The sequence below is a fragment of the Vibrio pectenicida genome (assembly GCA_024347015.1).
In the GTDB taxonomy this organism is placed as follows: Bacteria; Pseudomonadota; Gammaproteobacteria; order Enterobacterales; family Vibrionaceae; genus Vibrio; species Vibrio pectenicida.
The window spans coordinates 288,930-309,402 of record AP024889.1; the positions used below are offsets into that span (position 1 = coordinate 288,930).

The following is a 20,473-nucleotide window of genomic DNA, read 5'->3' on the forward strand; positions in this document are numbered from 1 at the left end:
CTTGTCATTGCAATGACTTAATGTGCCTATATACTCGATTGAGATGACGAACCGTATGGGAAGGAACACTATGGAATACAATACGTCGGCTTTATGTGACATATACTCAGAACAAGTGGATGTGCTGGAGCCAATGTTTAGCAACTTCGGTGGCCGTGCCTCGTTTGCAGGACAGATTACTACTATTAAGTGTTTTGAAGATAACGGTTTGGTTCGGGAAGCTCTTGAGCAGGATGGCCGAGATCGAGTGTTGCTTATTGATGGTGGTGGCTCATTGCGTCGTGCGTTAGTGGATGCTGAACTGGCCTCGATAGCAGAAGAGAACGAATGGGAAGGTATTGTGGTATACGGCTGTGTACGTGAAGTGGATGAACTTGAAGATATGAGTGTTGGTATTCAAGCGTTAGCCTCAATTCCCGTTGGAGCAACATCGCAACGGCTAGGTGAAGTTGATGTTGCGGTTAATTTTGGAGGTGTAACCTTTCTTCCAGAAGACTTCTTATATGCAGACAACACAGGTGTTATCCTTTCTCAAGAGAGACTAGATGTTGACCTTGAAGTTGAAGAAGATGATTTACTAGCTGAGTAAGTGGGCTAGTATTGCTCGACCACATTATATGGTTTGCAGCAAATAACGCCGCCTTAACTGCAAGGCGTACAGGTAACCTAGTATCCCACCGAGCATATTACCAAGGGCGATACCGATAAATAGCCCTTCAATCCCAAACCAATAACTACCCAACCATGCCCCTGGCAATATAAATAAAAACGGCCTCATAAAGCTCCACTGAAAAGCTTTAAAAGGTTTGTGCAACGCATTGAGTCCAGACACAAGCAACATGACTATTCCCTGAAAACCATAACTAAATGGTACAACTAACAGATAGTGCCAAAGTAAACTTTTAACCGATGGTTCTTGAGAGAAGAGTGACGCTAGAGGAATACTAAGTGGGATAATGGTGATAAAAACCCCCATTTGAAAAATAAGGGCAAAGCGCATACTGAGAAATAAGCCATCAAAGCTGCGTTGATGGTTATCAGCCCCGACATTTTGTGCGATGAAGGGGGTAAGGGCTGACGTCAATGCCATTAAGACTAGAATCAAAATAGACTCTACCCTTTGGGCTGCGCCATATGCGGCGACTGCAGCGGTGCCGTGATTAGAAATTAAAATCATCAATAATGCACAAGATAATGGGATCATTGCATTGGAGAGTGCGGCAGGAGTACCAATCTTAAGAATCTTTTTCCAGTCGCCAATAAGATAACGTGCGCAAGGTGGGGCCAGCATATGCTCACGCCGGATGAGAATATACAATGACCAAATACATGCACCCAACCAGCTTAATGCACTGGCAATTGCAGCACCTTGAATACCAAGTTCAGGAAAAGGCCCCCAGCCGAATATGAACAGAGGATCGAGTACACCATTAATGATACCAGCGAGTATCATGATCTTGGCTGGCGTTTTGGTATCTCCAGTTGCTCGTATCACACTGTTACCAGCCATAGGAATAACCAATAGTGGAATGCTGAGGTACCAGACATGCATATACTGATCAATTAAAGGTAGTAGCTCTTTGGGAGCCCCCAACATAGTGAATAAGGAGTGGATAGTTGCGAGGCCTAACCCAGATGTGATGGTAATTAATACTACGGCGAGTAACACCCCATGAGTTGCAAAGCGGGCAGCGCCTACTGTTTTATCTTGACCAAGCAAATGCGCAATGATTGTTGACAGACCGACACCTATTCCCATGGTAATACAATTTAGAGCGAAGGTAACAGGGAAGGTATAGCTAATTGAAGCTAGCGCTTTAGTGCCTAATAAAGAAATAAAAAATGTGTCTACTAAATTAAACATTAGAATAGAAATCATGCCGAATATCATCGGAATGGTCATCTGTCTGAGTACTTGTGGGATGGGACCAGTTAGCAGGCCATATTTATCTTGCATCTCGAACAACAGCTCTAATGGACGAAGAAAAGGGTAGGATACTTGATTGAGGAGCAAGACACAAAAAAGGTCAGCTGATACTGACCTTTATCTTATAAGTTAAAGTATTATGCTTTAGCAGTTGCAGCGGCTTTAGCAATGGCAGCGAAGCTTTTAGCATCAAGTGATGCTCCACCGACAAGAGCACCGTCGATATCTGGTTGAGAGAAATAAGCTTGTGCATTCTCTGGCTTGACACTACCACCGTATTGGATGATGACTTGTTCAGCAATAGCAGAACTTTTCTCTGCAATAAGGGCACGAATGGATGCGTGGATGCGTTGTGCATCTTCAGCCGTTGCCGCTTTACCTGTGCCGATAGCCCAGATTGGTTCGTATGCGATAATTGCCCCGTTCAATGCTTCAACGCCATAAGTATCGATTACGGCATTGATTTGACGAGCGCAAACTGCTTCTGTTTCACCCGCTTCATTCTGAGTTTCAGATTCGCCGATACAAAAAACTGGTTTGAGGCCATTTTCTTTTAAGAAGTTAAATTTCTTGGCAATGAATTGGTCAGATTCATTATGGTATTCACGTCGTTCTGAGTGACCGATAATGACATGAGTGGCACCAAAATCTTTGAGCATTTCAGGAGACATATCACCAGTAAATGCACCGCTATTATTAAGGTCGGTGTTTTGTGCACCTAGGATGATGTTGTTAGCCCCTTGTGCGATCAGTTTTTCTGCCAGATCGATGTAAAGTGCTGGTGGGGCTATCGCTACGTCAACACCGTCAACACCTTGAAGTTCGGTGTTAAGGCCAGTTATTAGCTCCTTCACCATTGCTTTGTTACCATTAAGCTTCCAGTTACCCATGACTACAGGACGACGCATAGGAATATCTCCGTAATTAATAAATTAATGTAAAAAATCTTCGTAAGAATATAACAGATAAAACTAGCGAGATCATGATTAGCATCATGTCTTATTGGCTTGGCGTAAGTGATCCATGCAGTAGTTTATGTGTAGTAAGCTCGGCATTAGAAATCGAAGCTGATAGTGTTTATTGGTTTTTGTAACAATAAATCGCAACCGCCGTAGTTATATGGCTTGTGTATATTTAAAACTTACTAAGGAATACTATGCCTAATTTAGTCATGGAATACGCTCATACTGTAGAGAAACTGGTGGATGTAAACAATCTCCTTAAATCTTTGCATCAGGTGGCACTTAGCTGCGGTTTGTTTGATGCTGAATCGGTAAAATCTCGCTCTTTCAGTTGCCAGGATTGGCTAATAGGGGATGCAGGCAATAATGTGGATTTTATTCACGTTAGTTTTGATTTGCTTGATGGTAGAACGAAAGAACAGAAACAGCAGTTATCGTGTCAGTTAATGGAAACTCTTCAAGCGCAGGCTGTAGAAGTACATAGTTTAACAATTAATATTCGAGATATGGATCGGGAATGTTTTCAAAAAGTACTCAACTAGCTTTATTGAGAATGGGGTTAATTCAGCGATGGCTGACTATATGACTTTTAAACTAGGGTGGCAAAAATGGCAACCCTAGTACTTTTTGATTAGCTATTTTCTTAACAAGATTTCTTCTACTGTGTGGTCTTGCCCCTTTTTCAAGATGAGTTGAGCTCGTCCTTTAGTGGGGAATATGTTTTCTCTAAGATTGATGCCATTAATGGATCGCCAGACATGATGCGCTTCTTCTGTCGCTTCTTGCTCGCTGAGTTTTGTATAATGACTAAAGAAAGATCCGGGTTCGGTAAAGGCCCCTAAGCGGAAATTGAGGAAACGTTCAACATACCACTGCTCAATAACATTACTCTCAGCATCTACATACAGCGAGAAATCAAGAAAATCTGAGACAAACACTCTATGTGGATCATGTTGGTAGTCCATTCCACTTTGTAATACATTAAGTCCCTCAATAATAAGTACGTCAGGGCGATCGACGACTTTAACATCGTCAGTAATATCGTATGTGATATGTGAATACACAGGTACTTTTAGGTTAGGCTTACCCGCTTTGACATCTGACACAAACTCGATAAGGCGTTTAATATCATAAGATTCAGGAAAACCTTTTCGGTGTAGAATTCCGCTATCTTCTAATTCTTTAGTTGGATACAGAAATCCATCTGTTGTCACGAGCTCTACTTTGGGATGATTATCCCAGCGAGAGAGTAGCTCTTTAAGTAGACGCGCTGTGGTGCTTTTCCCTACCGCGACACTTCCTGCAACTCCAATGATAAAAGGAGGAGCCTTCTCCGCGTTATCAAGAAAGTTATTGAGTACCGAATTACGGCTCTGCCTTGCTGCTACATATAAGTTAAGTAGACGAGATAGCGGCAGATATATTTCAACAGCTTCTTTCATTGTCAGGCTTTCATTTACACCTTGTAGTTCAATGAGATCTTTCTCAGAAAGTGTCATGGGTACAGAATTACGTAATTCTGCCCAATGCTGGCGAGTAAAAGAGAGATATGGAGTCATAGTCTTCCTAACTGAGATTCGCGGTAAGAGCTGCGAAAATACAATAACCTAAGCGAATTGCCAAACACAAGGGACGAAAATAGGTTATTTTAGAGGCTTGTTTGCTCGATTTTTCAACAAACAACCGTAATCCCAGTAAAAAAACGTTTTTTTTTGATTTACCTATTGCAAGGGAGCGCATCCTTCACTAGAATGCGCTCCACTTATGCCGACTTAGCTCAGTAGGTAGAGCAACTGACTTGTAATCAGTAGGTCACCAGTTCGATTCCGGTAGTCGGCACCATTATAACTTTATTGATTATAATGGTTTGAAAATTTGGGGGGGTTCCCGAGTGGCCAAAGGGAGCAGACTGTAAATCTGCCGGCACTGCCTTCGATGGTTCGAATCCGTCCCCCCCCACCATATTATTTAGGAATAGCTCACAGAGTTACGCGTTGCGGGCATCGTATAATGGCTATTACCTCAGCCTTCCAAGCTGATGATGCGGGTTCGACTCCCGCTGCCCGCTCCACTCTATTATGAGTGCTGATATAGCTCAGGTGGTAGAGCGCATCCTTGGTAAGGATGAGGTCGGCAGTTCGAGTCTGCCTATCAGCACCAGCTCTAAAAGCAAACTTTTCCTTTTGATATATACTTTATCACCAATACTTTTTGGTTGCGTGGTCATCAAAGCCACCTAAATCCGTACCTAGAGGGACAACCCATGTCTAAAGAAAAATTTGAACGTACGAAACCGCACGTAAACGTTGGTACTATCGGCCACGTTGACCACGGTAAAACCACTCTAACTGCTGCAATCTGTACAACTCTTGCTAAAGTGTACGGCGGTGTTGCGAAAGACTTCGCATCGATCGATAACGCTCCAGAAGAGCGTGAGCGCGGTATCACAATCGCTACTTCTCACGTAGAGTACGACACACCATCACGTCACTACGCACACGTAGACTGTCCAGGACACGCGGATTATGTTAAGAACATGATCACAGGTGCTGCACAGATGGACGGTGGTATCCTAGTTGTTGCTGCAACTGATGGCCCAATGCCACAAACACGTGAGCACATTCTACTAGGCCGTCAGGTTGGTATCCCATACATCATCGTATTCATGAACAAATGTGATATGGTAGACGATGAAGAGCTACTAGAACTAGTAGAGATGGAAGTACGTGAACTGCTTTCTGAGTACGACTTCCCAGGTGATGACTTACCAGTAATCCAAGGTTCAGCACTAGGTGCCCTAAATGGTGAAGAGCAGTGGGAAGCGAAGATAGTTGAACTAGCAGAAGCTCTAGATTCTTACATCCCAGAGCCAGAGCGTGCAATTGATTTGCCATTCCTAATGCCAATCGAAGACGTATTCTCAATTCAAGGACGTGGTACAGTAGTAACAGGTCGTATTGAGCGTGGTATTCTAAACGTAGGTAATGAAGTAGAAATCGTTGGTATCAAAGAGACGACAACTACGACATGTACAGGCGTTGAAATGTTCCGTAAGCTTCTAGACGAAGGTCGTGCGGGAGAGAACGTTGGTGCACTACTACGTGGTACTAAGCGTGATGAAGTAGAGCGTGGTCAAGTACTAGCGGCTCCAGGTTCAATCACTCCACACACTAAGTTTGAGTCTGAAGTATACGTACTGTCTAAAGATGAAGGTGGTCGTCATACACCATTCTTCAAAGGTTACCGTCCACAGTTCTACTTCCGTACAACTGACGTAACGGGTAACATCGAGTTACCAGAAGGCGTAGAGATGGTAATGCCAGGCGATAACATCAAGATGGTTGTAGAGCTAATCGCCCCAATCGCAATGGATGATGGTCTTCGTTTCGCGATCCGTGAAGGCGGCCGTACAGTAGGTGCTGGTGTTGTTGCTAAGATCTTCGACTAATTCATAGGAATTGCCGAAGGTTTCTGAAAATCTTTGAATAAGATTTGACGAACCAGTAGCAAAAAGGGCATCATTTGATGCCCTTTTTCTGCACTCAATATAATGTTTGCTAATTTCTTCTACAAGCAGACGTTAAATAAGACCTTACTTTTAATAGTAAGTTATTGAATAAGAAGAAGAGCACGCCAATCTAATAGGTTGTCGTTTCATGGATTTGCCCTGCAGCAGCGGGGTTGTTGTCGTCTATATTAAGACTTTTGACAGGTTGGTTTTATGAAAGCAAATAATGCTGAAACTCCTGATAGCTCAAATGGCACAGATATCTTTAAGTGGGTTATCACTTTTGTTCTGCTAGCTGCCGCTGTTGTGGGTAATTACCTGTATGGTGAGATGTCTGTAGTGATTCGCGTCGCTGGTGTTGTTGTATTAATTGCATCAGCACTAGGTGTGGCAGCTACGACAGTAAAGGGTAAAGCTGCGATTGAGTTCGCTAAAGAATCTCGTATGGAAGTTCGTAAAGTGGTTTGGCCTACAAGGCAAGAGACTATACAAACTACCTTGATCGTTTTAGCTGTAAGTATTGTAATGGCTCTAGTGCTTTGGGGCATTGACGGAATTATGGTTCGTCTTGTCAACTTTGTGACTGGGGTATAGAGGGTTTTAATTCATGAGTGAAGCTCCTAAAAAACGCTGGTATGTAGTTCAGGCATTCTCTGGATTCGAAGGTCGTGTCGCTCAGTCTCTTCGTGAGCATATCAAAATGCATAGCATGGAAGAGCTGTTTGGTGAAGTTCTTGTTCCTACTGAAGAAGTAGTAGAAATGCGTGCGGGTCAACGTCGTAAATCTGAGCGTAAGTTTTTTCCAGGTTACGTTCTTGTTCAAATGATTATGGACGATGAATCCTGGCACCTAGTACGCAGCGTGCCTCGTGTCATGGGCTTCATTGGTGGTACCTCTGACCGTCCTGCACCGATCACAGATAAGGAAGCTGACGCTATTCTTAATCGTCTTGAGAAAGCAAGTGAATCACCTCGTCCACGTACTATGTACGAAGCGGGTGAGGTTGTGCGTGTTACAGATGGTCCATTTGCTGACTTTAACGGTACTGTTGAAGAAGTGGATTATGAGAAAAGCCGTATGAAGGTGTCTGTATCGATCTTTGGTCGAGCTACACCTGTTGAACTTGAATTTGGTCAGGTTGAAAAACAGGACTAAATATCGAGCCGCAATAGTACAAAAAAACACCTTTTAAGGCTTGTATAAGGCGCGAATTATGATTATAATTTCGCGCCTTTTTACTTCGATGAAAGTGGAAAGCTATTCATATAAACGGGGAGCTGGTCGGTCGATTAGCGTTAGTACCCAAAATTAGGAAAAATCATGGCTAAGAAAGTTGAAGCTTATATCAAGCTACAAGTTGCTGCTGGTATGGCAAACCCGAGTCCACCAGTTGGTCCTGCTCTAGGTCAACACGGTGTTAACATCATGGAATTCTGTAAAGCGTTTAACGCAAAAACAGAATCTATGGAGAAAGGTCTTCCAACACCAGTTGTTATCACTGTATACAGTGACCGTTCTTTCACTTTTGTAACTAAGACTCCACCGGCAGCAGTTCTTCTAAAGAAAGCGGCTGGCGTTAAGTCTGGTTCTGGCCGTCCAAACACTGAAAAAGTGGGTACGGTAACTGACGCTCAAATCCAAGAAATCGCAGAAACGAAAGCTTCTGATATGACTGGTGCTGACATCGAAGCAATGAAGCGTTCAATCGCTGGTACTGCTCGCTCAATGGGCCTAGTGGTAGAGGGTTAAGATCATGGCAAAACTAACTAAGCGCATGCGCGTAATTCGCGAAAAAGTTGACGTAACTAAAGAATACGAAATCAACGAAGCAGTTGCTCTTCTTCAAGAACTAGCTACTGCTAAGTTTGTTGAATCTATAGACGTTGCTGTTAACCTTGGCATTGATGCTCGTAAATCTGATCAGAACGTTCGTGGTGCAACTGTACTACCTCACGGTACTGGTCGTGATATTCGCGTTGCAGTATTCACTCAGGGTGCTAATGCTGAAGCTGCTAAAGAAGCGGGCGCAGATATCGTCGGTATGGAAGACCTTGCTGAGCAAGTCAAGAAAGGCGAAATGAACTTTGACGTAGTTGTTGCTTCTCCAGATGCAATGCGCGTTGTAGGTCAGCTAGGTACTATTCTTGGTCCTCGCGGTCTAATGCCAAACCCTAAAGTTGGTACTGTAACTCCTAATGTTGCTGAAGCAGTTAAGAATGCTAAAGCAGGCCAGGTTCGTTACCGTAACGACAAGAATGGCATCATCCATACAACTATTGGTAAAGCTAACTTCTCTGGTGAGCAGATCAAAGAAAACTTAGAAGCACTTCTAGTTGCTTTGAAGAAAGCTAAGCCATCTTCTGCTAAGGGTACATTCCTGCAGAAAATAAGCATCTCTACTACTATGGGTGCTGGTGTTTCTGTTGATCAGGCTAGCCTGAACACTCAGCAAGCATAATATATTTGCTTAGGCGTGAAATTTATGTATAATTTCGCGCTTAATATTTGTGGTTGGGGCTGAACTTTGGTTCATTAAATTCTTTCCGAATTTACTGTGAATTATGACCCAGTCTCCGTCCAAGACCGTAGGTGTTTTTTCAATAAAACTTAATTTTCCTACGTAGATGGTGCCCGAACTGACAGAAAGCTCTATGTAAATAGTTACCTTTCTTCTGGGAAGCACCTCAATAACTCTCACTGTTGTGATAATAGTGAGTGGTGTAACGACAACCAGGAGTAAATCCAAGATGGCTTTAAACCTTCAAGACAAAAAAGCAATTGTTGCTGAAGTCAACGAAGCTGCCAGTGGTGCACTTTCTGCAGTTGTAGCTGATTCTCGTGGCGTTGAAGTGGGCGCGATGACTTCTCTACGTAAACAAGCTCGTGAAGCGGGTGTTTATGTAAGAGTTGTTCGCAACACGCTAATACGTCGTGCGGTTGAAGGTACAGACTACGAGTGTCTAACAGACACTTTCACTGGTCCTACTCTAATCGCGTTCTCTAATGAGCACCCAGGTGCTGCAGCGCGTCTTTTTAAAGACTTCGCTAAAGAGAATTCAAACTTCGAGATCAAAGCTGCTGCATTTGAAGGTGCGCTAGCTGACGCTGAAGTACTAGCGACACTACCAACTTACGACGAAGCAATTGCACGCTTAATGATGTGCATGAAAGAAGCTTCTGCTGGCAAGCTGGTACGTACTATCGCAGCACTACGTGATCAAAAAGAAGAAGCTGCGGCATAAGCCTTGCTTTTTTCTGGTTGCTTAATAAACTTATTGTTGATTTAAAAGAGAATTGTTATGTCTATTACTAACGAGCAAATCCTAGATGCAGTTGCAGAAATGTCTGTAATGCAAGTTGTTGAACTAATCGAAGCGATGGAAGAGAAATTCGGCGTTTCTGCTGCTGCTGCTGTTGTAGCTGGCGGAGCTGCTGGTGGCGAAGCTGCTGCTGAGCAAACTGAGTTTGACGTAATCCTAGAATCTGCTGGCGGCAACAAAGTTGCTGTAATCAAAGCGGTACGTGGCGCGACTGGCCTAGGTCTTAAAGAAGCTAAGGCTCTAGTAGACGGCGCTCCTACAGCTCTTAAAGAAGCTATAGAGAAAGATGAAGCTGAAGCTCTTAAAGCTCAGCTAGAAGAAGCTGGTGCAAGTGTTACTGTTAAGTAATTATTGCATAGTTTCTTAGCCTAACGGCTAATGGCTGGTGGTTTTATAACCACCAGCCTTTTTGCGCTGTAGGGGTTGGGTGATTTTTCCGCTGTTTGGGCACCCAAGTTCCTAGCAAAAAACATTTCATGACAGCTTTATGAAATGTCACTACAGTCAAACAGTTGTTAGTCACTGTCTATGAATAATCCTAGACAGTTTGGGTCACTTATCAGCGAGCTGAGGAACCCCATGGTTTACTCTTATACCGAGAAAAAGCGCATCCGTAAGGACTTTGGTACTCGTCCACAAGTGTTGGACATTCCATATCTGCTATCGATCCAGCTTGATTCGTTCGAAAAATTTATCGAACAGGATCCTGAGGGTCAATACGGTCTTGAAGCTGCTTTCCGTTCTGTATTTCCAATTCAGAGCTACAACGGCAATTCCGAGCTGCAATACGTTAGCTACCGTCTTGGTGAGCCAGTTTTTGATGTTAAAGAATGTCAAATTCGTGGCGTAACTTATTCAAAACCACTACGTGTAAAATTACGCTTAGTTATTTTTGATAAAGACGCGCCAGCAGGTACTGTAAAAGACATTAAAGAACAAGAAGTCTACATGGGCGAAATACCGCTTATGACAGACAATGGTACCTTCGTTATTAATGGTACCGAGAGGGTTATCGTATCCCAGCTACATAGAAGTCCAGGTGTATTCTTCGACAGCGATAAGGGTAAGACTCACTCTTCAGGTAAAGTTCTATATAATGCGCGTATTATTCCTTACCGTGGTTCATGGCTTGATTTCGAGTTTGATCCTAAGGATAACCTATACGTACGTATTGACCGTCGTCGTAAACTTCCTGCTTCTATTATCCTTCGTGCATTGGGTAAAACCACAGAAGAGATCCTAGACATCTTCTTTGAGAAGGTGAACTTCGAGGTGAAAGATCAGACTCTACTTATGGAGCTGGTCCCAGATCGCCTACGTGGTGAAACGGCATCATTTGATATTGAAGCGAAGGGCAAAGTCTACGTTGAAACGGGTCGTCGTGTTACTGCACGTCATATCCGTCAACTTGAAAAAGATGGCGTAGAACATATTGAAGTACCAGTTGAGTACATTGTAGGTAGAGTTTCATCAAAAGATTATATCAATGAAGCAACTGGCGAAATTATCGTTGCTGCTAACCAAGAAATTAATCTTGAAGCACTAGCAAACCTATCTCAGGCTGGTCATAGAGCATTAGAAGTTCTATTTACCAACGATCTAGATCATGGCCCATTCATGTCAGATACATTACGCGTTGACAGTACTGTCGATCGTATTTCTGCTTTGGTAGAGATCTACCGCATGATGCGCCCTGGTGAGCCACCAACGAAAGAAGCCGCTGAATCATTATTTGACAGCTTATTCTTCTCAGAAGAACGTTACGATCTGTCTACTGTTGGCCGCATGAAGTTCAATAGCTCGATTGAGCGTGACGATGCTCAAGAGCAAGGCACGCTAGATGAGCTAGACATCATCGAGGTGATGAAGAAGCTTATCGCTATTCGTAACGGCATCGGAGAAGTTGACGATATTGACCACTTAGGTAACCGTCGTATCCGTAGTGTTGGCGAAATGGCTGAGAACCAGTTCCGTGTTGGTCTAGTGCGCGTTGAGCGTGCGGTTAAAGAACGCCTAAGTCTAGGTGATCTTGATGCAATCCTGCCTCAGGATCTCATTAACGCTAAGCCAATTTCTGCTGCAGTTAAAGAATTCTTTGGCTCCTCTCAGCTTTCACAGTTTATGGATCAAAACAACCCATTATCAGAAGTGACGCACAAACGTCGTATCTCTGCTTTGGGTCCAGGTGGTTTGACTCGTGAGCGTGCAGGTTTTGAAGTTCGAGACGTACATGTGACTCACTATGGTCGCTTGTGTCCTATCGAAACACCAGAAGGTCCAAATATCGGCCTGATCAACTCTCTATCTGCATTTGCACGTTGTAATGAGTTCGGTTTCCTTGAGACGCCATACCGCCGTGTCGTTGATGGTGTTGTTACTGGCGAGGTAGATTACCTATCTGCTATTCAGGAAGGTCAATACGTTATCGCTCAGGCGAACACAGTGTTGAGCGAAGAAGGTACGTTTGCTGAAGAGCTAATCACAGCTCGCCAGAAAGGCGAATCTGGTTTACACCCGCGTGACCATGTAGATTACATGGATGTTGCGACTAACCAAGTTGTGTCTATCGCTGCTTCACTTATCCCGTTCCTAGAACACGATGATGCGAACCGTGCACTGATGGGTGCGAACATGCAACGTCAAGCTGTTCCGACACTGAAAGCTGATAAGCCTTTGGTCGGTACAGGTATCGAACGTAATATCGCAGTAGATTCAGGTGTTACAGTCGTTGCTAAACGTGGTGGTATGATTCAATCTGTTGATGCATCTCGTATTGTTGTTAAAGTTAATGAAGACGAGCTGATTCCTGGTGAAGCTGGCATCGATATCTACAACTTAACCAAATATACTCGTTCGAACCAAAATACGTGTATCAACCAGCGTCCAGCTGTTATGCCTGGCGAACCTGTTGCACGTGGTGACGTTCTAGCTGATGGTCCTTCAACAGACCTTGGTGAGCTTGCGCTTGGTCAGAACATGCGCATCGCATTTATGCCTTGGAATGGTTACAACTTTGAGGACTCTATCCTAGTTTCTGAACGTGTTGTTCAAGAAGATCGTTTCACGACTATCCACATTCAAGAGCTATCTTGTGTGGCACGTGATACCAAGCTTGGATCTGAAGAGATCACTGCTGATATTCCAAACGTAGGTGAGTCTGCTCTGTCTAAATTAGATGAGTCAGGTATCGTTTATATTGGTGCAGAAGTGAAGGGTGGTGACATCCTAGTCGGTAAAGTAACGCCTAAAGGTGAAACTCAGTTAACTCCTGAAGAAAAGCTACTGCGTGCTATTTTTGGTGAAAAAGCGTCAGACGTTAAAGATACGTCCCTGCGTGTACCAAATTCAGTTTCGGGTACTATCATCGATGTTCAAGTATTTACTCGTGACGGTGTTGAAAAAGACAAACGTGCACTTGAAATTGAACAGATGCAGCTTAAAGAGGCGAAGAAAGACCTTACTGAAGAGTTCCAGATTCTTGAAGGTGGTCTTCTAAACCGTGTTAAAGCTGTTCTGATTGACGGTAGTTACACTGAAGCTAAACTTGACGCTATCGATCGTAAGAAGTGGTTAGAGCTGACGCTTGAAGATGATGCTCAACAGACTCAACTTGAGCAATTGGCTGAGCAGTACGATGAGTTAAGAGCAGACTTTGATAAGAAGTTTGAAACTAAACGTCGTAAGATCACTCAAGGTGATGACTTAGCTCCAGGTGTATTGAAGATCGTTAAAGTTTACCTCGCGGTTAAACGTCGTATTCAGCCTGGTGATAAAATGGCAGGTCGTCATGGTAACAAAGGTGTAATCTCAAAGATTAACCCTGTTGAAGACATGCCTTACGATGAAAAAGGTCAGCCTGTTGACATCGTACTTAACCCTCTGGGTGTACCTTCTCGTATGAACATAGGTCAGATTCTAGAAGTACACTTGGGTCTGGCAGCCAAAGGTATTGGTGACAAGATCAACCAAATGCTCAAAGAGCAGCAGGAACTGGCTAAATTCCGTGACTTCCTGCAGAAGGTTTACGATCTTGGTGATACTCGTCAGATAGTCGATGTCGCATCTTTGACTGATGATGAAGTGCGTACCTTGGTTAATAACCTACGTGGTGGTTTACCAATAGCAACACCGGTCTTTGATGGTGCTTCTGAGCAATCGATCAAAGATTTACTAAAACTGGGTGAACTACCAGAATCTGGTCAGTTGGCTCTGTTTGATGGTCGCACTGGTGATGCATTTGAGCGTCCTGTAACGGTTGGTTACATGTATATGCTCAAGCTGAACCACCTTGTTGATGACAAGATGCACGCTCGTTCAACGGGTTCGTACAGTCTAGTTACTCAGCAACCACTTGGTGGTAAAGCTCAATTTGGTGGCCAGCGTTTCGGTGAGATGGAAGTATGGGCACTGGAGGCATATGGTGCAGCTTACACTCTGCAAGAAATGCTAACGGTTAAGTCTGATGACGTTAACGGCCGTACCAAGATGTATAAAAACATCGTCGATGGTAACCATAGCATGGAACCTGGCATGCCAGAATCGTTCAACGTATTGTTGAAAGAGATCCGCTCGCTAGGTATCAATATCGAGCTAGAAGACGAAGAGTAATCCCCGCGGGGTTATTTGGTTGAAGGTGCTCACTTTTGCGGGTGAGCTCCTTCTAACTCCTTACAGGAGCTGATTGTGAAAGACTTATTAAACTTTCTAAAAGCACAGCATAAGACCGAAGAATTTGATGCAATCAAAATCGGTCTATCTTCACCGGATATGATTCGTTCATGGTCTTTTGGTGAAGTTAAAAAACCTGAAACGATCAACTATCGTACGTTCAAACCTGAACGTGATGGTCTGTTCTGTGCGCGTATTTTTGGTCCAGTAAAAGACTATGAATGTCTTTGTGGCAAATATAAGCGTCTGAAACACCGTGGTGTTATCTGTGAGAAGTGTGGCGTTGAAGTTACACAAACTAAAGTTCGTCGTGACCGTATGGGCCACATCGAACTTGCTTCACCAGTTGCTCACATCTGGTTCCTAAAATCATTACCGTCTCGTATCGGTCTACTGATGGATATCCCTCTACGTGATATCGAGCGTGTTCTTTACTTCGAAATGTACGTAGTAACTGAACCAGGTATGACTGATCTAGAAAAGTCTCAGATGCTAACTGAAGAAGAGTATCTGGATCGTCTAGAAGAGTGGGGTGATGAATTCACAGCTAAGATGGGTGCAGAAGCGATCAAAGACCTTCTTGCGTCTATGGATTTGCCTGCTGAAATTGAAGAAATGCGTGAAGAGCTTCAGTCTACTAATTCTGAAACTAAGCGTAAGAAAATCACTAAGCGTTTGAAGCTAGTTGAAGCTTTCGTTCAATCTGGAAACAATCCAGAGTGGATGATCTTAACTGTTCTTCCGGTACTTCCGCCAGACCTACGTCCTTTAGTGCCGCTAGATGGTGGTCGTTTTGCGACTTCAGATCTGAACGATCTTTATCGTCGCGTTATTAACCGTAACAACCGTTTGAAGCGCTTATTAGAGCTTGCGGCGCCGGACATTATCGTACGTAATGAAAAACGTATGTTACAAGAGTCTGTCGATGCACTGCTAGATAATGGTCGTCGTGGTCGTGCGATCACAGGATCTAACAAGCGTCCTCTGAAATCTCTTGCTGATATGATCAAGGGTAAACAAGGTCGCTTCCGTCAGAACCTTCTCGGTAAGCGCGTAGACTATTCTGGCCGTTCTGTAATTACAGTAGGTCCATACCTTCGTCTACATCAGTGTGGTCTTCCTAAAAAGATGGCACTTGAGCTATTCAAACCATTTATCTACAGCAAACTTGAGACGCGCGGTTTAGCCACGACAATCAAAGCGGCTAAGAAGATGGTAGAGCGTGAAGAAGCGGTAGTTTGGGATATTCTAGACGAAGTTATTCGTGAGCACCCTGTATTACTCAACCGTGCACCTACACTTCACCGTCTAGGTATTCAGGCGTTTGAACCTGTACTTATTGAAGGCAAAGCGATTCAGTTACACCCACTAGTGTGTGCAGCGTATAACGCCGACTTCGATGGTGACCAAATGGCGGTTCACGTACCTCTAACTCTAGAGGCACAGCTTGAAGCGCGTACTTTGATGATGTCGACAAACAACATTCTGTCGCCAGCGTCAGGTGATCCTATCATCGTACCTTCTCAGGACGTTGTATTGGGTCTTTACTACATGACTCGTGAAAAGATCAACGTCAAAGGCGAAGGTATGTACCTTGCTAGTTCAGCTGAAGCTGAGAAAGCATACCGTACTAAGTCTGCAGAGCTGCATGCTCGCGTTAAAGTTCGAATCACTGAGACAGTAAAAGATGAAGACGGCAATAGCACCACAGAGACTAAATTAGTTGATACAACTATTGGTCGTGCAATGCTATGGCAAATCGTTCCATCTGGTCTTCCATTTAGCATCGTCAACCAAAAGTTAGGTAAGAAGCAAATCTCTCATCTACTTAATGAGGCTTATCGTAAGCTAGGTTTGAAAGATACAGTTATTTTCGCTGACCAAATCATGTACACAGGTTTTGCTTATGCAGCATTGTCTGGTGTTTCTGTTGGTATCGACGATATGGTTGTACCTGATGCGAAGTACACTGAAATCGAAGCTGCTGAAGCTGAAGTTCGTGAAATACAAGAACAGTATCAGTCTGGTCTCGTGACTGCCGGTGAGCGTTACAATAAAGTAATCGATATTTGGGCATCAACCAATGATCGTGTTGCGAAACTGATGATGGAAAACCTTTCATTTGAAACAGTGGCTAACCGTGAAGGTGAAGATGAGCAACAAGAGTCTTTCAATAGCATCTATATGATGGCTGACTCGGGCGCTCGTGGTTCTGCTGCTCAGATTCGTCAGCTTGCAGGTATGCGTGGTCTAATGGCTCGTCCAGATGGGTCTATCATTGAAACGCCTATCACAGCGAACTTTAAGGAAGGCCTAAACGTACTTCAGTACTTTATCTCAACGCACGGTGCTCGTAAGGGTCTTGCGGATACGGCACTGAAAACAGCTAACTCAGGTTACCTAACTCGTCGTCTAGTAGACGTTGCTCAAGATGTTGTTGTTCATGAACATGATTGTGGCACTCGTCAAGGTATCGACATGATGCCTCATATTGAAGGTGGTGATGTTAAAGTTGCGCTTTCTGAGCTTGCTCTAGGTCGTGTTGTTGCAGAAGATGTACTTAAACCTGGTACTGGCGATGTTCTGATCTCACGTAATACTCTCATTGATGAGAAGTGGTGTCAGATCATGGAAGACAACTCCGTAGACAAAATCCAAGTACGTTCAGTCGTTACTTGTGATGCTGACTTCGGTTGTTGTGCACAGTGTTATGGTCGTGATCTAGCACGTGGTCACCTAGTAAACCAAGGTGAAGCAGTAGGCGTTATTGCTGCTCAGTCTATCGGTGAGCCAGGTACACAGCTTACGATGCGTACTTTCCACATTGGTGGTGCGGCATCGACTGCCGCGGCAGAAAACAGCATCCAAGTTAAAACGACAGGTACTGTAAAACTGCACAATGCTAAATTTGTTACTAATAAAAAAGGTAAGCTCGTTATCACTTCACGTGCATCTGAGCTAACCATTATTGATGAATTTGGCCGCACTAAAGAGAAACACAAACTTCCATATGGTTCTCTGTTGAGCAAAGGTGACAACCAAGCTGTTGATGCTGGCGAAACAGTAGCAAACTGGGAAGCGCATACCATGCCAATCATCACTGAAGTGGCAGGTCGTATCCAGTTTGTAGATATGATCGATGGTGTGACAGTTTCTCGCCAAACTGATGATCTAACAGGCTTATCTTCTAGTGAAGTAACAGAAGCTGCCGCTAGACCAGTAGCTGGTAAGGACATGCGCCCAGCTATCAAGCTTATTGATGCTGCAGGCAAAGATGTAATGATTCCTGGAACAGATATGCCAGCTCATTACTTCTTACCTGGTAAAGCGATTGTGAACATCGAGGATGGTGCAGAAGTAGGTGTAGGTGACACGCTTTCTCGTATTCCTCAGAAATCTGGCGGAAACAAAGACATCACTGGTGGTCTACCACGAGTTGCTGATTTGTTCGAAGCTCGTAAGCCGAAAGAGCCTGCAATTCTTGCTGAGCACACAGGTACTGTGAGCTTTGGTAAAGAAACTAAAGGTAAGCGTCGTTTAGTTATCACTCGTGACGGCGGTGACGCTTACGAAGAGATGATTCCGAAGCATCGCCAGCTTAACGTATTCGAAGGTGAGAAGATTGAACGTGGTGATGTGATCGCTGATGGTCCAGAGTCTCCACATGATATTCTACGTCTACGTGGCATCCATGCTGTGACTCAGTACATTGCCAACGAAGTTCAAGAAGTATATCGTCTACAGGGCGTTAAGATTAACGATAAGCACATTGAGACTATCGTTCGTCAAATGCTTCGTAAGTGTACCATTACTTTCGCAGGTGACTCAGAGTTCCTAGCTGGTGAGCAAGTGGAGTATGCAAATGTTAAGATTGCTAACCGTCAATTAGAAGCAGAAGGCAAAGAGCCAGCTCGCTTCGAACGTGAGCTATTAGGTATCACGAAGGCGTCGTTAGCAACTGAATCTTTCATCTCTGCGGCATCGTTCCAGGAGACAACTCGCGTGTTAACAGAAGCAGCAGTTTCTGGTAAGCGTGACGAGTTACGTGGTCTGAAAGAAAACGTTATTGTTGGTCGTCTAATACCAGCAGGTACAGGTTTCGCTTACCACCAAGATCGTCAAGCTAAGCGTGTTGAAGAGCAAGAAGGCCCATCTGTTGAACAAGCAACAGATAATTTAGCTGCCTTGCTTAATGCAGGTTTCTCAGTTGAAGAGTAATAGCGAATAAATCGCGTTTAAAGGCACCTTCGGGTGCCTTTTTTGTTTTCTAATCTTTACAAGACTGCTTTAGTAAAGAAAGCGGTTACTACAAAGTTATCAAGCGCCAGGCGGTACCGCTAAGCTATCCGCAATTAATTGGATTAATTGATCTTCTACTTCAAATCGTACTTCTAGTATTTCCCCAATTAATGATAGGTCACTATCAAAAGATTCAAGAGGCTCATCATCTGTAACGGCTGCATACTTATCGGTAAAATTAAGTACTGGATCTGTAGTAAGAACGATCCGCCCATAGGTTGTGTTTATTTCTTCAGTCGCTTCGAATCCCGTTGAACGCCATTTATCCATCACCATGTCATAGATCTTAAAATGCCCTTCAGATATATAATCGACTAGGTGTTGGCAAAATATTTGGAGTTCGTTTTTTGTCGGAAGCGAAGAAAGTGTCGTTTTTACCGAGGTGGGTTGGAGAGCTGCGAGTTTACAATACTCAACAATAAGTGACTGTCTGGTTTCAAGCCAGTGGTCAATAAGCTCACTTGAGCCACCCCATTGTTCTTGTGTTTGTTTGAATTTATTCAGCATGACCATATCCTCATGATCGAGCCACTTTTGCAGTGACAGTTACGCTTTGACTCCCAAAGCACATGCAGAGCAAAACTTCTCGTTCTTACTAGAATTTATAGCTAGAAACTCGCTCTGCTACAAACTCTGGTATGAATTAAGATTGCCAGTAAAATGAATGAACTGCAAGCAAAGAGGGACGGTAATGTTAAACAAGAATGATAGAAAGCGAATGGACAATGCTTATTGGTGTGTCGTATCTGGAAGTGAGGTTTGGTTGGTCGACAACGCATTACCTTGTGGTTCCGCTCAGGAGCTATCACTACCACAAAATGCAGGGATAAAAATTGGTGACTATCAAAACTTACCGGTGATGTGGCTAAATACATATGAAATTGATCAAGAGTTACCAATGACCGAGTTACGTGAATGCTTGGCTTTTTCTGAATCACTGTTCTTACTCATTAGTAAGGCAATTCAATATGGTCATATGACTCAAACATTAAGATTTTGCAATATTTGTGGCGGTAGGAATCATCTTAATAATACCCAGCTAGCGATGCAGTGTAGCGATTGTCGAACCTTACATTACCCGCGAATATTTCCTTGTATCATAGTTGCAGTCCGTAAAGGGAAACAAATATTATTAGCCCAGCACGCTCGTCATCGCAATGGTATACATACGGTTATTGCTGGTTTCGTTGAAGTGGGTGAGACTCTTGAGCAATGTGTGGTTCGTGAAGTTAAAGAAGAAACCGGTATCGATATTACCAATATTCGCTATTTTTCGAGTCAGCCTTGGGCGTTTCCATCGAGTTTAATGGTTGGTTTTTTGGCTGACTATCAATCTGGTGAGCTTAAACCGGATCATACTGAGCTTGATAATGCTAAGTGGTATTGTGCCCATGAACTCCCATTGATTGCTCCACATGGAACGATAGCTAGGGCATTAATCGAGCAGACGTTGGAGGATTGTGGTTAGAGAGGATCATGTTCTGTCGGTGATTGTGATCTTCTAAAGGACTTGACCTTTATTGGTAATGTGATGGTTGTTTAAAGAAAAAAACCCTCCGAGAGGGAGGGGGTAAGTAAGATGTCGTTATGAGATGCTGAGTAACAGGTACTCAGGTTATAATTATTATTTTTGCTAGCGGGGAGATTTTTATCACTGTTATAGATTGGGTGCAAATTAAGCACTGATTTAAACGTTAATAACTTGACCTAGGTTACAAAGCACGCCGCTTTTAGTCGTCAAACAGTGTTAGAATAGCCGCGATAAATCGAAGATCAATAGTTGGAAAT

16 protein-coding genes and 4 tRNA genes are annotated in these 20,473 nt (G+C 43.6%); 16 read left to right on the top strand and 4 right to left on the bottom strand.

Annotated features, from left to right (window positions below):
* Window positions 1-70: 70 nt before the first annotated feature.
* Window positions 71-589, top strand: a complete 519-nt coding sequence (gene rraA, locus OCV27_RS01355) for a ribonuclease E activity regulator RraA (protein ID WP_125319371.1) — start codon at window positions 71-73, stop codon at window positions 587-589.
* A gap of 24 nt (window positions 590-613) precedes the next feature.
* Here the strand turns inward: rraA and OCV27_RS01360 are convergent, their stop codons facing one another.
* Window positions 614-1,957 carry an MATE family efflux transporter gene (locus OCV27_RS01360; RefSeq protein WP_185759719.1) on the bottom strand — a complete coding sequence of 448 codons (1,344 nt, stop codon included), beginning with the start codon at window positions 1,955-1,957 and terminating at the stop codon, window positions 614-616.
* Between the two features lie 107 nt (window positions 1,958-2,064).
* A complete protein-coding gene (gene tpiA / locus OCV27_RS01365) occupies window positions 2,065-2,835 on the bottom strand; it encodes a triose-phosphate isomerase (RefSeq protein ID WP_125319373.1) in 771 nt (256 codons plus the stop codon).
* Between the two features lie 248 nt (window positions 2,836-3,083).
* On the opposite strand from tpiA, the gene OCV27_RS01370 reads away from it, so the two are divergent.
* Window positions 3,084-3,431 carry a 5-carboxymethyl-2-hydroxymuconate Delta-isomerase gene (locus OCV27_RS01370; protein ID WP_125319374.1) on the top strand — a complete coding sequence of 116 codons (348 nt, stop codon included), beginning with the start codon at window positions 3,084-3,086 and terminating at the stop codon, window positions 3,429-3,431.
* Between the two features lie 93 nt (window positions 3,432-3,524).
* Here OCV27_RS01370 and coaA read toward each other — a convergent pair whose 3' ends face one another.
* A complete protein-coding gene (gene coaA / locus OCV27_RS01375) occupies window positions 3,525-4,448 on the bottom strand; it encodes a type I pantothenate kinase (RefSeq protein ID WP_125319375.1) in 924 nt (307 codons plus the stop codon).
* A gap of 207 nt (window positions 4,449-4,655) precedes the next feature.
* On the opposite strand from coaA, the gene OCV27_RS01380 reads away from it, so the two are divergent.
* The 13 genes from OCV27_RS01380 to rpoC all read left to right on the top strand — a co-directional run bounded on the left by OCV27_RS01380 (window position 4,656) and on the right by rpoC (window position 18,604).
* A tRNA-Thr gene (locus OCV27_RS01380) sits at window positions 4,656-4,731 on the top strand.
* A gap of 35 nt (window positions 4,732-4,766) precedes the next feature.
* Window positions 4,767-4,851 (top strand) — tRNA-Tyr (locus OCV27_RS01385).
* A gap of 34 nt (window positions 4,852-4,885) precedes the next feature.
* Window positions 4,886-4,960 (top strand) — tRNA-Gly (locus tag OCV27_RS01390).
* A gap of 13 nt (window positions 4,961-4,973) precedes the next feature.
* Window positions 4,974-5,049 (top strand) — tRNA-Thr (locus OCV27_RS01395).
* 103 nt (window positions 5,050-5,152) lie between these two features.
* Window positions 5,153-6,337, top strand: a complete 1,185-nt coding sequence (gene tuf / locus OCV27_RS01400; protein ID WP_125319293.1) for an elongation factor Tu — start codon at window positions 5,153-5,155, stop codon at window positions 6,335-6,337.
* Window positions 6,338-6,610: 273 nt separating this feature from the next.
* Complete coding sequence (gene secE, locus OCV27_RS01405) at window positions 6,611-6,991, top strand: preprotein translocase subunit SecE (protein ID WP_125319294.1); 381 nt, start codon at window positions 6,611-6,613, stop codon at window positions 6,989-6,991.
* A 13-nt stretch (window positions 6,992-7,004) separates the two neighbouring features.
* The gene (gene nusG, locus OCV27_RS01410) at window positions 7,005-7,553 is read left to right on the top strand and encodes a transcription termination/antitermination protein NusG (RefSeq protein ID WP_125319295.1); all 549 of its coding nucleotides are present in this window, start codon (window positions 7,005-7,007) and stop codon (window positions 7,551-7,553) included.
* Between the two features lie 165 nt (window positions 7,554-7,718).
* Entirely contained in the window at window positions 7,719-8,147 is a 429-nt protein-coding gene (gene rplK / locus OCV27_RS01415; RefSeq protein ID WP_125319296.1) for a 50S ribosomal protein L11, read from the top strand.
* Window positions 8,148-8,151: 4 nt separating this feature from the next.
* On the top strand, window positions 8,152-8,856 hold the full coding sequence (rplA, locus tag OCV27_RS01420) for a 50S ribosomal protein L1 (RefSeq protein ID WP_125319297.1): 705 nt from the start codon (window positions 8,152-8,154) through the stop codon (window positions 8,854-8,856).
* A 289-nt stretch (window positions 8,857-9,145) separates the two neighbouring features.
* The gene (gene rplJ, locus OCV27_RS01425) at window positions 9,146-9,640 is read left to right on the top strand and encodes a 50S ribosomal protein L10 (RefSeq protein WP_125319298.1); all 495 of its coding nucleotides are present in this window, start codon (window positions 9,146-9,148) and stop codon (window positions 9,638-9,640) included.
* Between the two features lie 57 nt (window positions 9,641-9,697).
* A complete protein-coding gene (rplL, locus tag OCV27_RS01430) occupies window positions 9,698-10,066 on the top strand; it encodes a 50S ribosomal protein L7/L12 (protein WP_125319299.1) in 369 nt (122 codons plus the stop codon).
* A 231-nt stretch (window positions 10,067-10,297) separates the two neighbouring features.
* Window positions 10,298-14,326 (top strand): DNA-directed RNA polymerase subunit beta, encoded by a 4,029-nt coding sequence (rpoB, locus tag OCV27_RS01435; protein ID WP_125319300.1) that lies wholly within the window; start codon window positions 10,298-10,300, stop codon window positions 14,324-14,326.
* A gap of 75 nt (window positions 14,327-14,401) precedes the next feature.
* On the top strand, window positions 14,402-18,604 hold the full coding sequence (gene rpoC, locus OCV27_RS01440) for a DNA-directed RNA polymerase subunit beta' (RefSeq protein WP_125319301.1): 4,203 nt from the start codon (window positions 14,402-14,404) through the stop codon (window positions 18,602-18,604).
* 99 nt (window positions 18,605-18,703) lie between these two features.
* Here rpoC and rsd read toward each other — a convergent pair whose 3' ends face one another.
* A complete protein-coding gene (gene rsd / locus OCV27_RS01445; RefSeq protein ID WP_125319302.1) occupies window positions 18,704-19,198 on the bottom strand; it encodes a sigma D regulator in 495 nt (164 codons plus the stop codon).
* Between the two features lie 178 nt (window positions 19,199-19,376).
* Between rsd and nudC the strand changes: the two genes are divergently transcribed.
* Entirely contained in the window at window positions 19,377-20,153 is a 777-nt protein-coding gene (gene nudC, locus OCV27_RS01450) for an NAD(+) diphosphatase (RefSeq protein ID WP_125319303.1), read from the top strand.
* Window positions 20,154-20,473: the final 320 nt, after the last annotated feature.

What these genes read in the sequence shown, in the direction of transcription:
- rraA (WP_125319371.1), top strand. Translation starts at nt 71, where the DNA reads ATGGAATACAATACGTCGGCTTTATGTGACATATACTCAGAACAAGTG.
- OCV27_RS01360 (WP_185759719.1), bottom strand. Translation starts at nt 1,957, where the DNA reads ATGCAAGATAAATATGGCCTGCTAACTGGTCCCATCCCACAAGTACTC.
- tpiA (WP_125319373.1), bottom strand. Translation starts at nt 2,835, where the DNA reads ATGCGTCGTCCTGTAGTCATGGGTAACTGGAAGCTTAATGGTAACAAA.
- OCV27_RS01370 (WP_125319374.1), top strand. Translation starts at nt 3,084, where the DNA reads ATGCCTAATTTAGTCATGGAATACGCTCATACTGTAGAGAAACTGGTG.
- coaA (WP_125319375.1), bottom strand. Translation starts at nt 4,448, where the DNA reads ATGACTCCATATCTCTCTTTTACTCGCCAGCATTGGGCAGAATTACGT.
- tuf (WP_125319293.1), top strand. Translation starts at nt 5,153, where the DNA reads ATGTCTAAAGAAAAATTTGAACGTACGAAACCGCACGTAAACGTTGGT.
- secE (WP_125319294.1), top strand. Translation starts at nt 6,611, where the DNA reads ATGAAAGCAAATAATGCTGAAACTCCTGATAGCTCAAATGGCACAGAT.
- nusG (WP_125319295.1), top strand. Translation starts at nt 7,005, where the DNA reads ATGAGTGAAGCTCCTAAAAAACGCTGGTATGTAGTTCAGGCATTCTCT.
- rplK (WP_125319296.1), top strand. Translation starts at nt 7,719, where the DNA reads ATGGCTAAGAAAGTTGAAGCTTATATCAAGCTACAAGTTGCTGCTGGT.
- rplA (WP_125319297.1), top strand. Translation starts at nt 8,152, where the DNA reads ATGGCAAAACTAACTAAGCGCATGCGCGTAATTCGCGAAAAAGTTGAC.
- rplJ (WP_125319298.1), top strand. Translation starts at nt 9,146, where the DNA reads ATGGCTTTAAACCTTCAAGACAAAAAAGCAATTGTTGCTGAAGTCAAC.
- rplL (WP_125319299.1), top strand. Translation starts at nt 9,698, where the DNA reads ATGTCTATTACTAACGAGCAAATCCTAGATGCAGTTGCAGAAATGTCT.
- rpoB (WP_125319300.1), top strand. Translation starts at nt 10,298, where the DNA reads ATGGTTTACTCTTATACCGAGAAAAAGCGCATCCGTAAGGACTTTGGT.
- rsd (WP_125319302.1), bottom strand. Translation starts at nt 19,198, where the DNA reads ATGGTCATGCTGAATAAATTCAAACAAACACAAGAACAATGGGGTGGC.
- nudC (WP_125319303.1), top strand. Translation starts at nt 19,377, where the DNA reads ATGTTAAACAAGAATGATAGAAAGCGAATGGACAATGCTTATTGGTGT.